General features: G+C 53.1%; 16 protein-coding genes. All 16 read right to left on the reverse strand.

All coding sequences use genetic code 11. The annotated features are described in order from the left end of the window. Nucleotides 1-47: 47 nt before the first annotated feature. Nucleotides 48-920, reverse strand: coding sequence for an RbmA family biofilm matrix protein (locus MJO52_RS12785; RefSeq protein ID WP_252082043.1), 873 nt, complete (start codon nucleotides 918-920; stop codon nucleotides 48-50). Nucleotides 921-1,192: 272 nt separating this feature from the next. Then, nucleotides 1,193-1,633: a DUF2793 domain-containing protein gene (locus tag MJO52_RS12790; RefSeq protein WP_252082044.1), complete on the reverse strand. Its 441-nt coding sequence runs from the start codon at nucleotides 1,631-1,633 to the stop codon at nucleotides 1,193-1,195. 6 nt (nucleotides 1,634-1,639) lie between these two features. Next, nucleotides 1,640-3,193, reverse strand: coding sequence for a phage tail protein (locus MJO52_RS12795; RefSeq protein WP_252082045.1), 1,554 nt, complete (start codon nucleotides 3,191-3,193; stop codon nucleotides 1,640-1,642). Between the two features lie 31 nt (nucleotides 3,194-3,224). Next, nucleotides 3,225-3,809: a hypothetical protein gene (locus tag MJO52_RS12800; protein WP_252082046.1), complete on the reverse strand. Its 585-nt coding sequence runs from the start codon at nucleotides 3,807-3,809 to the stop codon at nucleotides 3,225-3,227. Continuing rightward, on the reverse strand, nucleotides 3,809-4,774 hold the full coding sequence (locus MJO52_RS12805) for a hypothetical protein (protein ID WP_252082047.1): 966 nt from the start codon (nucleotides 4,772-4,774) through the stop codon (nucleotides 3,809-3,811). Before MJO52_RS12805 ends, MJO52_RS12800 begins: the two co-directional genes overlap by 1 nt. Beyond that, a complete protein-coding gene (locus MJO52_RS12810) occupies nucleotides 4,767-5,690 on the reverse strand; it encodes a hypothetical protein (protein WP_252082048.1) in 924 nt (307 codons plus the stop codon). Before MJO52_RS12810 ends, MJO52_RS12805 begins: the two co-directional genes overlap by 8 nt. Next, nucleotides 5,678-6,121 (reverse strand): NlpC/P60 family protein, encoded by a 444-nt coding sequence (locus tag MJO52_RS12815; protein ID WP_252082049.1) that lies wholly within the window; start codon nucleotides 6,119-6,121, stop codon nucleotides 5,678-5,680. Before MJO52_RS12815 ends, MJO52_RS12810 begins: the two co-directional genes overlap by 13 nt. Continuing rightward, on the reverse strand, nucleotides 6,121-7,065 hold the full coding sequence (locus MJO52_RS12820) for a DUF2163 domain-containing protein (protein WP_252082050.1): 945 nt from the start codon (nucleotides 7,063-7,065) through the stop codon (nucleotides 6,121-6,123). The genes MJO52_RS12815 and MJO52_RS12820 overlap by 1 nt, the downstream gene beginning before the upstream one ends. Then, nucleotides 7,062-7,655, reverse strand: coding sequence for a DUF2460 domain-containing protein (locus tag MJO52_RS12825; protein WP_252082051.1), 594 nt, complete (start codon nucleotides 7,653-7,655; stop codon nucleotides 7,062-7,064). Before MJO52_RS12825 ends, MJO52_RS12820 begins: the two co-directional genes overlap by 4 nt. Continuing rightward, entirely contained in the window at nucleotides 7,655-9,901 is a 2,247-nt protein-coding gene (locus tag MJO52_RS12830; protein WP_252082052.1) for a phage tail length tape measure family protein, read from the reverse strand. The genes MJO52_RS12825 and MJO52_RS12830 overlap by 1 nt, the downstream gene beginning before the upstream one ends. A 16-nt stretch (nucleotides 9,902-9,917) precedes the next feature. Further along, a complete protein-coding gene (locus MJO52_RS12835; RefSeq protein WP_252082053.1) occupies nucleotides 9,918-10,181 on the reverse strand; it encodes a phage tail assembly protein T in 264 nt (87 codons plus the stop codon). Between the two features lie 20 nt (nucleotides 10,182-10,201). After that, nucleotides 10,202-10,561, reverse strand: a complete 360-nt coding sequence (locus MJO52_RS12840) for a phage tail assembly chaperone family protein, TAC (protein ID WP_252082054.1) — start codon at nucleotides 10,559-10,561, stop codon at nucleotides 10,202-10,204. 10 nt (nucleotides 10,562-10,571) lie between these two features. Next, nucleotides 10,572-11,048, reverse strand: coding sequence for a phage tail tube protein (locus MJO52_RS12845; RefSeq protein ID WP_252082055.1), 477 nt, complete (start codon nucleotides 11,046-11,048; stop codon nucleotides 10,572-10,574). A 51-nt stretch (nucleotides 11,049-11,099) separates the two neighbouring features. Continuing rightward, nucleotides 11,100-11,492 carry a hypothetical protein gene (locus tag MJO52_RS12850; RefSeq protein WP_252082056.1) on the reverse strand — a complete coding sequence of 131 codons (393 nt, stop codon included), beginning with the start codon at nucleotides 11,490-11,492 and terminating at the stop codon, nucleotides 11,100-11,102. Nucleotides 11,493-11,595: 103 nt separating this feature from the next. Then, on the reverse strand, nucleotides 11,596-12,021 hold the full coding sequence (locus MJO52_RS12855) for a hypothetical protein (RefSeq protein ID WP_252082057.1): 426 nt from the start codon (nucleotides 12,019-12,021) through the stop codon (nucleotides 11,596-11,598). A gap of 282 nt (nucleotides 12,022-12,303) precedes the next feature. After that, nucleotides 12,304-12,612, reverse strand: a complete 309-nt coding sequence (locus MJO52_RS12860) for a hypothetical protein (RefSeq protein ID WP_252082058.1) — start codon at nucleotides 12,610-12,612, stop codon at nucleotides 12,304-12,306. Nucleotides 12,613-12,742: the final 130 nt, after the last annotated feature.

The raw sequence follows: 12,742 nt of genomic DNA on the forward strand, positions 1-12,742 counted from the left end.
GAGTAGCTGGGACACAAGAGCGTCCCAGCCTGCCAGGAGCTTAAAGCTTAGTCAGCACTTTTAGTGAAATACAGACTATCTTCTACCAGATTCCCGGTGCTCGGGTTAACTACATACCAAGTCAACTCGTAGTCTCCAGCCTCAAACCAAGCAGGTATATTTAGGTAATTTCGCGTGTAATCCTTTGCTTCAGAATAATTCAATACGACATCCCGTGATTTATGAATGGGATAATTAGTCCCATTGGGAAGTTTGAGAACACTCCATTGTTCGAATGTAACCAATGATTGCGTATAGTCTAAATTACGAATACTTGCATCATAATTAACTCTTCCCCCATAAGAAGGAACTGAAAACTCAGCAGGTTCATCAATTTCGATCGCCAACTGGATGTCAGAGGATTCACCTTCGACAACTAGCTCAACATCCCAGAACTCTACGTAACCATCAACCGCTTCGATTGAAAACTTAACTTCCCCATCGAGAAGGTTTTTCGCCAAGAGAGAATTTTGATCTAAACAGAGACTAACATCCTGTAGCTCTGAGACAGGGTTGGGATTTTCCGGAGTTGGATCATCGGCGGTGTAAACCATAGACATAGGATACAATATCTCATAGGACATATGGCAGGGTTTAACATATTCCGGTCCTACAATAACAGCCATCCTGTCAGCATTTCCGCCTTTAACTTTAGTTTTGAAACAAACTTTTTCAATGGTATCAAACTGATGGGCAATATCTAAATCCACCTCATGCTCAACTCTATCTTCGAAGCTGAAGGGATACGGCTCACCTAGATCTATTGTTGTACTGATCGTATCTGCCTGAACTAATGTCGACGCGCAAATTAAAGAGAAACCAGCGATAGAATTTTTCACTACAGCTTTGTGTCGAGGGGATCTATTTGTCAATTTTTTCAAAACTACATTCCATTACATACATTTTGAGACACAAAAATACTTCGAACATTTTTTACAACCCAATCCTGATTAAGTGCGACCCATGCTTTGGTAATCGGTATTTATCGCACGTCTTAGATAGCTCCAAACTACGAACAATAGATTTACAGAGCACAACCCCCAAAATCAGTAGGCTAAAAATGTTCGAATTATTCTATTCGATCATTTCCTTATACCTCAAAATTTTTACCTTTGTATCCGTACCATCTAAGCCAACAACTAAAACAACACGACTAACTAACCTGATTATCCCAATAAATCCCATTCAACGCGCTTAACATCTGCGTAACCACCCCAGCCAAATCGCTGCTTGTGTCGCCAGTAATCTGCGGCAAGGTCGCGGGGCGGTTGGAGATCTGCCAGCCGCTGTTGCCTTTCACATACAGCAACCCGTCCGCTTTATTTAGGGTCACTTTTGCCGGGAAGAATTGCCAGTAGCCGGGGTCAGCCATATAGCGGGCGAGCTGGCCGTCTTTGCCGGCCCAGGCGCCGGTGCCTGCACCTACTAAATAGCGGTCGCCATCGCTGGCAGAGTCCGGTGGATCATTCTGTATTGCCAGCACTTCCAGCTGTAGTAATGCGTCGATAGTGTCCAGGGCTTCGTTTAAGCTCGCGGCTGGGTCCAGTACGCCCTGGGCGGCGTAGGGTATGGCGTTGTTGGGTGTGGTGCTCATAGGCTCTTATACCGTGATCTGTGCAGCCGGGCCGGCCCCGGTGATGCTGTTTAGTTGGCTAACTTGGATAGTGGCGGCACCTGGGTCTGTTACCGTCAGGCTGGTTGCGTTGGTGTCGCTGCTCTGCCCGTTTACCGTTACCCGGTAACCGCTGAAATTTTGCGATTGATCGAAGGCGGCGCGGCCACCGAGGCGCCCTACTCCGAGCCAGTTAATTACCAGCTGGCCATTTGCTCGGTGAGTGCTGAGATTGGCCGGGGCGGACTCGGTATGGCTGGCGCCGTTAAAAGTGCTGCTGGTAACTGTCTCTTTACCACTGCCAATACTGGTGGCGCGGAAGGTCAGCGTCTGGCCGAGGTTATAGCGCTCGGTGGCAATAAAGTTCAGCGTGTTGCGTTCCAGTAATACAAAGCGCGTGCCCGCCGGGTGATTGGCTGGCGTGGTGTCGAGGCGCCCGCGCAGGAAAAACCCGATTTCCCACAAGCCGGGGCTGATTTCTTCGGCCTCGCCAAAGCTGACGATTTCATTGCCGATCAGCGCCCTATTCTGGCGGTTTAATAGATCTGCAAGAGTGCGATTTTCCAGCGCGTCATCGCTATCGTAGAGACGCAACTGTACGCGGTTGTGAGTATCGGGGATTTCCGGCTTGTGGCTGGCAAGGCTGGTGGTGAGCTCGCCCATCACGGCCTCAATATCGGTGTTATCGGATTCGATATAGTTCTGCCCGCCGTCCAATGAGAGGGCCACTGTGGCACCGGCCCAGGCGCTATTGCTGCCGGCGAGTGCGATGTAATAGCCGAGCTGGCTATCATCACCGCTGGCAAGAATCGGCGCGTCGATAAATTCGATATACGTAGAGCCCGGTACCAGCGGCACCGGGGCCGGTGGCGCCATGGGTGCCACACCAAAGGCCTGGGACTGGTAAGCACTTTTGCGGTCGTGAATCAGTTTGTACTTCTGCTCGCCGTTATCCAGGGAGACTTCGTCGATACGGCAGCGGTCCCCACGGAACAGCACCACATCGCCAGGGGTGAGTTTTAGATAACTATCCGGCAGGGTGATTTCAAAATCGCCGCGCTGCTCTTCGATCATCACCTTGTGCATAATCACGGCGATCTGCGCGGCCTGGTCGGTCTCTAGTACCAGCGGGGTTTCAATATTCTTTTCCCCCTCGCCACGTGTATCGATGCTGCGATCACTGGTCTGCTTACAGGTATCGATACCGCCTTCAGCATCGTAATAGTTCAGGTTTAAAACCCGCACAATTTCCTCGGGGGAGCGTCGGGTTTTCTCGTCATAGCTATCGCCGATCAAATCGTTTTCATCGATGGTCATAACCGGCTCGGTGCCGCGCGGGGTAAACACCAATGAATCGCCCCGGTTGACCGGATCAAAAAAGAACGCCTTGGCCAGCTCCTGAATATGTTCAAACGCGGGGGCCTCGTTGCTGATCTGCATACCCGAGACATACCCCTCCAACAGGGAGGTAGCGAATTTGCCAAACGGCAGGCCGGCACGCTCGCAGATCTCTGCAACCACGGCATAGAGGGGATAAGGCATAGGGATTTATTCGAAGGTTTTATTCGGGGGGCTAATCAGGGCTTTTGAGTAAAAACTGCAAGCGGAAATTGCGGCTCATGCCGATTTTCACCAATCCGGGGCTGTTCACATTGCTGGCCAGCAGATACTCGCTGCCGTAGCGGTCGCGCTGGCGGCGGTGGTAAAGATTGCCGTTCTTTAAGTAGGCAAAAATCACATCGCTTGCCTGCTGCTGCAGAGGGCGCTTTTCATCCAGGGAAACCCTGGGGGTAATAATCCCTGGCCAGCTGGTGGTCACCTGCTGGGCTTGGCTGGAGTCGTACCAGTACAGCTTGGCGGTGCCGCTCTCGACGTAAGCGATCACCGGGCGCATATTCTGATCGAATGCCAGACTTACCTCGGTAATATTGGTTCCGCTAATTACCGTGCTGGCCGCCACCTGCTGGGCATCCAGCACGATGGCTTTGCCGTCATTTAATATCCGCACTCGCCAGGTCTGGTAGTCCAGACCGCGACTGGTGTCCTGTATGGCAATGCCGCCGCGCTCGTAGTCGATAATATGCCGCACCGGCAGGGCGGCGCCGCCGATAAAAGCCGTAGGTACCGCTTGGCTGGATAATTGGTTGTCCGGCAGCATCAGGCGCGGCCCCAGCTATGTGTCACCGCGATTTTTAAAATACGGTCGGCATCTTTGGGAATGGTGCTGCCATCCACCTGGCTGGTGAACTGGATCTGCCAGGCAGAGAAACCCAACGGCAGGGCCAGTGAGCGGATACCCCCAGCCAGATTCCAGATACTGGTACCGGCGGTAAAAACCAGTGTGGCTTGGTAAGCGTTGGCCACATAGGCTTCTGCGCTGACATTGTCCCAGCTTTGAATCGTTTCACTATTGCCGCTGGGTATGTCATCCACTGCCCCTATAGGGCCACTGTAAGCGTGTATAATGTTGGCACTACTAAACGCCACATAACGCGCGGACTTATCAAAACTCCAACCATATTGGAAGCCATTGGGCTGCACCAGATCGATATTGGCCGCGCGTGCGATATAGTCGTAGACAACCCCTTCCAATTCAATCGTGCCGACTAAATCCGATAGCGGTGGATAGATGCGCAACTCATAGGTGACGCTGAGGATTTCATCATCCAATACAGTCAAGGCTGTGGGGTTACCCTGGGCATCCTTGACCAGGGCGCGGCAAAACAGGCTGTTGTTGTCACTGCTGTCACCAAGGCCCAACTCTGCAATATTGCCTGCTGCAGCACCCTCGGCAAACTCGAAACGCATCCGCTTCCACACATAAGGGGTGCCACTGCTCTCGACGCCATGGGTGGTTTCCACTCGGTTACTGGTATTGGCCAGTGGCAACACCAGTGCCGTCTGCGTCTCCGCAGGCGCAGTACCGCCTGACCCCACATGGCAGTTATCGGTGATCTGGCTCAGAGAGCTATCGGCCAGCTTGTTCAGGCCCTGATTCAAAATCAGATTTTTAAACCAGTGGCCAGCGCCATTTTTATTTACGGGAATTCGCGATCCACGGGCACCGCGCTTTGATACCTCCAGGCGGAAGTGGCCGCTCATGGTGTTGCACAGATTAATCATTGCTTATCTCCATTGAACCGGTGACCGCGACCAGCGCGGAACTCAACGCATCGGTTTCGCTGTAGGGAATTAACGGCATACGCAGAGAACCGCTAATCGAAACCAGGGATGACTGCAGCGCTTCCTGCTCTTGTGTGTTGGGTGGAATTTTTAGGGAGCCGCTGACTGAGACCAGTGCAGAGTGCAGTGCCTCGGTTTCGCTGTGCGCCACTCGGGCAACCCGCATAGTGCCGCTAAGGCCGGCCAGGGTGGAACCCAATCCCTCAGCAGGAGGCTTGGCCTCGATATTCTTGAAACGGGCAGTGGCAGAGCTAAAGGCCGGTGTCAGAGCCTCCTGGGTCTCGATGGCATAGGGCCTACTGGTGAGCACAAAACCCTCGGAGCGCTCCACCTCAAACGCATACTGCGGAATGGCGCCGCCGGTGCTGGTGAGGTTTTCGTTGTCGATCACCAGGTAACAGGTGCCGCGATAGGCGGGCACGTTGTTAATGCCAAAGGCAGCCTGCAGTACCGCGCTGGGCATTTGCCCAAAACCACCGAGGAAAAACTCGGCCAGCTGTAAAAACGCTTGGTTATTGTCGATCTGGGTGGGGTCTGTGCTGTCACGGTCGTAAACCAATTCATTGTTGCGCCAGACCTTACAGACGCCGGTAATCGGGCCTTCGCAAATACGGATCGCATAAGTGCGGTACACCTCCTCGTTCACGACCTCGGTTTTGCCGCCGCCTTTTCCGCTTTTTTGCTTTTGTTTCTTCTTAACAATTTTTGGCGGCGTGGTGGCGATAATATTGCCGATCACCGGCTTTACTCGCCCGAAAATAATCTGGCGCGGCACCCCCGCTTTGCTGGTCTGCAGTTGGATCTTGTCGAACTTGCGGCCCTGAATCGTAGTGGTGCCGAATATTAAAGCGCCCATGGCGAATAGACCTCCACCAGTAAGCGGCGCCAGCGGGCGTCTAATAAGTGTTCTCTGCAGTCCTGATCGGCGTGGGCATGAATTAAGGAGAAATCAGCGGAGCTTCCAAGCGGATAATCGCCAAGAAAACCCACATGGCTGGGATCGCTGCGCTGCGGACTTTTAAAAACGGCGATATCGCCCGGTTGCCATAAATCCTTGGCAATAGGCTCGCCGAAGCGCGCGCGCATTTTGCGGCGCACGCCGTCTTTCCAGGGCTCGCGGCCGTAGTGTTTTTCATCTTCGATATTCAGCCCGGCGGCGCGCAGGCTGAGCACAATCAGGCCCACGCAATCCACCGCCCAGGCGGTGCGGCCCCGGTGCCGCCAGCGCACGTGCTTAGCCACCAGGCCTCGGGCAAAGGCCAGTGTGTCGATTCTTTGTTGTTGCATTAGTGTCGCTGCTGGCTGGGGCCGTTGGAATTAAACGAGGAGCCACCGCCGGTACTACCGGGCACACCGGCGCCGGGGGTATCACTGGCCTGGCCAATGGGAATTAAGTTTTCACCCTTAAAATCCAGGTGATTGCTGTACACATCGCGACAGACAGAAAAGGTCTTGTCGCAGTCCGGGCGGATCTCCAGTTGATCCCCGTTTTCCACGGCAAATGGCAGCGGTTCGATTTGAGTAATCTGTCCTGTGGCGCTATCCACCGCCTCCACCTGATACAGACGCGAGGAGACGTTATTGCCGCTTTTCCAGCGCACCCGCCAGCGCTTGGCGGCCGTGGGCAGGCTGGCAATATTGCTGACCTGGTAAGTGACTTTGGGCTCATCCGTATTAACCGCAGTAACCGTGGCGGGCAGCCACAAAGAATCTGTATTCACACCGCAACCGGTCTGGGAATTGGCCGGGGTCCCGAAAATTGCCCTGCAGGTGATGGAATCCACATGGCCGATACTTTGCCGCAGACGCATGGCGTAGCTGAGTAATTCCGGCATAAATACCGTATTGCTCGCGGTGCGCACCTCGCCTACATCGCCGCCATCGAGCAGCAGCGCACCCATGGATAGATCGCGGTAATTCACCAGAACCATGGCCCACTCCGCCCCGTCCAGTTCGCCGCGTTCCGCCATCTCGACGGTAATGCCGGGCACATCGGTGCTATACAGCGAATAGCCCTCGGCGTTGTCCACATCGAACGAGGCATCACTGGCAATAATGCTGGAATCGAAACCGTTCTGGGCGTAATAGGTGAGCCCTTCGAAATCGATATCCCGATCCAATGTTGTGGCGCCAAACTGGCGGCCATCGGCGAGGGTAATTTTTAATAAGCGGCACAACGTGGTGACGCCACTATTCAGATGGGCCTGCAGTGCTGGGGGAATATTTCTCACAGACGAATCTCCAGCAGCTCCACATTGCCATTCAGTACCGGCATTCGCTGGTGGCGATTGTCGATACTGAAGCCGATTTCATCGTCTTCAAAGCGCACCGGTACATCGAATTCCCCGCTCCAAGTAATTTCCGCACCGTTATCGGCGCTGAGCTGCACAAGGCCCGTGGTGTAGTCGATGCTGTGAGCCACCGGATTACCATCGACAAAAATGGTTACCCGGCCGATCACCGGTTTTACAATTTTGCGCTGATAGGAAAAGGCACCGAATAAATATTTTTTTACCAGCTGGTAGCTCTCGCTATTGCCGCTGCCAAAGCCAATCAATTCACGCTCCGCTTCAAAATCGCTGGCGTCTTTAAAACGAAAACCAATCAGGGCACCCATGCAGGCATGATGGGCGGCGACCACGATTTGATGGTCTGCATAATCCAGGTTTTTAAACAGCACCGAGTAACGGCCCAGCGGGCGCTCCCATTCGGCATTGCGGCGCTCTACCCCGCTGCGCAATGCTTTAATTTCGGTTTTATAGCGGTGGCCGTATTCGGAGCCGTAGGCCACTTTTTCCAGCAGGCGACTTTCGTTAAACATTAAGAGCCGAGCCTCCTGCGGTTAATCCGTTGTTTACGCTCGCTCTCACGGGCGAGCTGTGTGGCAGTGCGATTATTCACCGTGCCATCGACGCGAATATTCTGTGTCATGGAAACCGGACGGCTGTAATCCCCTGCACCGCCACCACTGTGCATATCCGCCTGAATCATGGCCAGGGTGCGGTCCAGTTTTGCACTGGTTTCCGAGGTGGTCACCCGCTCGCCTTTTTGCAGCAGCCAGGTGCCGTCTTCCGGTACAGCGTCGATACCGTCGTGGGCCATACCGGTAATTTTTGCCGCGGCTAAACCGCCGGTAACATAAACCGCACCCGCCGCCGCAGCGCCCAGCACCGGGCCCACATAGGGAATCGAAGCCATGGCTTTATAAGCGCCCATGGCGGCGTCCTGGGTGTTGGCAATTACGCTCTGCAGGGCATTGCGTTTTTTCTCATCCAGCAAGGCCCCGCCGATAGAGAGGGCCGCGCGCATATAGGCCGCCTCTTCGCCCTCCATGCCCGAGTAATAATCCGATGCCACTTGCATCAATACGCTGTAGCCATCCAGCTGTTGCTGGCGGCGCAGGTCTTCATTGGCCTGGGTGATTTCGGTCAGGCGCTCTTCGTACTGTTGCCGCAGGGATAATTCCTCTTCATCCCAAGTGGCATTGAGGTCGGCGCGCTCGCTGCGGAATTGCTCCAGCATTTGCAGCTGGGTGGAATACCAGTCCTCGAGTTCTGTACGCGCGGTTTCGATATCCTCGCCACTGCCGAGGCCGCCCAGGGTTGGACCATCTTCGGTGGCGGCGTCGGCGATACGGCCGAGAGTGCTGGCCCGCTGCTCTTCAGTGAGGCCGGCCATGGCATCGACTATGGCCAGGCGCTCGCGCATCTGATCGGTCAGTACTTCTTCGTCTGTGCGCAAATCCCGCAGTAAACCCGCATACGCTTCCTTATTGCGCTGCAGAGCCTCGGCTTCTTCCTTGGCGGTTTTAAATTCGGTGCCGAGTTCTTCGATGACTTCGTTAAAAATCAGCCAGTGATCCACCGGCGGAAGTAGCTCGCCCTCCGGGTTAGCATCAGTAACCAGGCTGGTATTTTCCACAAGCCCGGCGGGGGCCGGTGTTGAGTTACCGGCAATTTTTGAGCGCGGCTTGTAATAGGTATCGATCGCGGATTCCAGCCGCGCTAGTTCCGTTTTTAATTCTTCATCATTCCAATATTCCACCACGCCTTTAGGGCCGAAGAAGCGCAGGCGCTGGCCAAAGTCATTGCTATCGAGCACGTCCCGAATGCGTTGAGCGTCCCGCTCCAGGCGCACAATATCGTCGGCATGGATGCCCACGGTAATTGCGGCGAATTCCTCGGCCAGGTATTGGACTGTGTTCACCGTATCGGTGACCACTTTGGAAACTGCGGTGAAGCCTTTGATCAAACCATTGGTAAGCGCAGCGGCGGCCTTTTTGGTGGCCGGATCTTGCAATAGTTTGGTCAACTCCTGCAGGGCCGCTTTCCCCTCATTGAGCCCGCCCTCGGATTCGAGCAGATCCCCAAAGGCATTCTGGGCCTGCTTTAATGCCCCACCAAAAGTATCGGCAGCCGCCTCGGCAGCGCCACCGAATTGCTTTTCCAGCTCTTCAAGGATCAGCCCCTGCGCCTCGGCAGTGCGTCCGGATTCCACCAGCGCTTCAATGGTGCTTTTCTGCGCGTCGGTAAACTGAATACCGGTACGGCTCAAAGCTGAAATTCCCTTAATTGGATCATTCAGCGCTTTGCCGAGTTGTACTGCCGAGGAACGCAGATCCGTACCCATGGCCACGGACATATCCAGAATCGCCGGGGTAGCCCTTTTAAATACCTCGCCTTGGATATTCGTAAAGGTGAGCAGCAACGCTTCCATTTCCATCACAGCTTCATCGCCAAAGGTGGTGAGCTGCTGCATGGTGCCGGCGAGGTTTTGCAATTCCTCCGAGGAGAGACCGGCGGCGCCCTCGGTGGATTTAAGCCGCGCTTCCAACTGACGTAAGGCGTTTTCCTGGCGGATAGTGGCCTCAATAATCTCCTTGGTGCCCACTGCCGCACCAATCGCGGCGAAGGCGGCCCCGATAGCCCGTGCGGCGGTTTGACTGCTCTTTTTAATTTCCCGCATACGTTTATTGGTATGGCGGGTGGCCTTATCCAGCCCCTTTTCAAAACCGCCCACCTTGGCGATTAAATCCAGCGTTAATGTGCCCAGGCTTTTTTTAGACATAGCGATCCACTGGCCCCTAGGACCAGCTGTTCATCGCCTCTTGCAGCGATAGCTCTGGCTCTTCCTCGTGGGGCATAAAGTCGGTGATTTTTACGGGATTGCCTTTACCGCGATGGGTATTGGCGTAGAGGGTGGCAAGTAATGCCGACGATCTTTCGATACGCATCCCAGGATGCAGGGAGCCGCGTTTTTTGCGGTAGAGCGCCCAGCGCTGGACCTCTTCATAGCTGAGCCGCTGCTGGGCCTCGGCGATGGTGCAGCCGCCGATACCATTCAGCACCAGCTCGTGCCAGAGTTCGTCTAGTTCACTGAGCTGGGTGTCTTTCCCAGATTATTGACCGCACCGATTTCCAGCAACAGAGCTTGGGTTAGATTCGCACTGAGCGGGCCGCGCTGCGGGTCTGCCTCACCGGTAATATCCGCCGGGGTAAACACCGGCTTGCCCTCGGCATCGACAATACAGGCAGCGATCCGCCCTGCAATCACATCCCCCTCACCACGCAGCGCAGTCACATCACTGACGGCGCTGTGATAAGAGAGTCGGCGGACATAAACGGTTGCCGACAACTCCTGTTCACCCTGCTTCCAGGTAATGGAACGCTTCACAGGCGCACCGGAAAAAGCCCCCTGCTGCTGCAGGGATTCGATGGATAATTCCATGATTGCTCTCTTAGGTTGAAGACTTAACCGTCCAGGCCGAACCACCGCTTCGTTGAATCGACATTTCACCAGTGACCAAACTGTTCTGCTGGAAATCAAAGGGGAAGTCGGCCACATAGCCCTCGAAGGTGAACCAGGTGCGGGTGGTCGGTAAATCAAACTCTTTGGTTACAGAAACGGTGGGTTCCTCGGTGCCATCACTCCAACCCACCGCCCATTTCATATTGTCCACCGTGTCATCCTGGGACAGCTCATGCAGGCGTTTGTGGACCGCATTTCTCGGATCAATTTTGAGACCCACCGACGCCTGCCCCGGTGTACGCAGGCCCCGTTTGAATTTTTTATCCAAATCCTCCAAGGAGGTATCGTCGAGCTGATCCGCCGGGTTGCCACCGGGGTTAAAAGAATTCAGCCCGGTCACTTTCTTCACAGAGTCATCTGCCGGGTCGATAAAATAGATATTGGTGCCCTGAGCCAATTGAGACATAGGGGTTCTCCCGTTGCTTTAGTGGAAATGAAAGTCCGACGCAGGGGTGCGTCATTCAGTGGAATATTGAGCGGTATAGGTCAGGCGTACTTCACCAAGCGGGTGATCCTGATCCAGGGCGAAATCGGTTTGTGAGAGCGCAAAAATCTCACAGGCAGCGCCCAGGGTTCGATCCTGCAATACGCCCTCTACATCCTCGGAAGCCCTATCCAGCAGTTCATAGATATCTCCCCGACTGTGCACCACCACCGAAACGACAAGATCCAGCTGGCGGGTAGTACCCGAGAGTTCCTGTTCTATCTGTTCCGTAGCAAAGCCCACAAAGATTGCCGGCAGCTTTTCCCGTTCGATGCCTTCGGTGGTTCCGGCTGTGGGGAAGTTGTAGCCGGTTAGGGTTTGTAGCTTGTTTAGTACGCCATCGCGGATGGTGATGCGTTGTGTCATGGGGTAGTACTCCAGGAATTTTGGGTATAAAAAAACCCGCTGGTGCGGGTTTCGATATCAGTTTACTCTCAACTCAAAATACGATGACTTCCAAGATTTACTATCACTCTTTATTGGTTAACAATGCACTTGATGATTGATACATTTCACGCAAAACAACTGCAGCAACAAACCCAGGAATAACACAAAAAATAAAAAAAGAGTACACCGTGTAAAATCTAGACTCACCAAAAAATAGAGCTGCCATCGTTATATTACAGATTCCACACAAAAGGCCACCACCAACATAAAAACAAAAATCACTCTTTAATATAGATTGAAAAAACTCAACGATTACGGAACAAATAAGCGCCGGAACCCCAAGAAATATGAACTGAAAAAAAAACGCCAGAATGAACATCGTATAGGAATTAGAATCTGTCAAATTATTAAAACCACGAGGTAAAATTACCCATATCATAAGAAATAGAACCCCCAATATAATGGGAAATAAAACCCCAACAATCACCCTCTGAATTCTCTTACTCACAAATCGATAACCCCTTAAAAAAATCTAACCCCAAACAAAGCGAAGCGAACCAAGTATAGGCGGCCGGACAAATCTATTTTTTTACAATCTACTTCCTATAAGATATTTACTAAAAATACCAGAAATACATTAAGCGAGTCATTAAAATATAAATTATTGGTACAAATGTACAAAATTCTGCTCTAAGCATCCTCAATAAAGTTGGGCATTTTCTCCGCCTTATGCTAATTTGGGAAGGGCATATACTCCTAAGCATCCACCAACGTCCGCCAAACAACCCCATCATCCCACCAGCGCTTGCGCACTTAATATGCCCTCAACATCCGCCGCAGCCCTATCCAACAGTTCATAGATATCCCCCCGGCTATATACCACCACCGCTACAACAAGACCCAATCGGCGGGTAGTGCCTGAGAGTTCTTGTTCCGTGGCAAAGCCCACAAGGATTGCCGGCAGTCTCTCCTGCTCGATACCTTCAGTGGTTCCCGTTAGGGAAAGTTGTAGTCGGATAGGGTTTGCAGATTGCTGAGTACGGCATCGCGGATTGTTATGCGTTGGGTCATGGGGTAGTGTTCCAGGAATTTTGGGCATAAAAAAACCCGCTGGTGCGGGTTTAGGTAATTGTTATGTTATTTACTGACCGCCATCTTTGATGGCTATTTACGGTTAAAACAGTCATGTAAAACAAGATGAATAGTGGTTATTGGTGTAGCCTTAACGT

Source organism: Microbulbifer variabilis, assembly GCF_023716485.1.
Lineage (GTDB): Bacteria > Pseudomonadota > Gammaproteobacteria > Pseudomonadales > Cellvibrionaceae > Microbulbifer > Microbulbifer variabilis_B.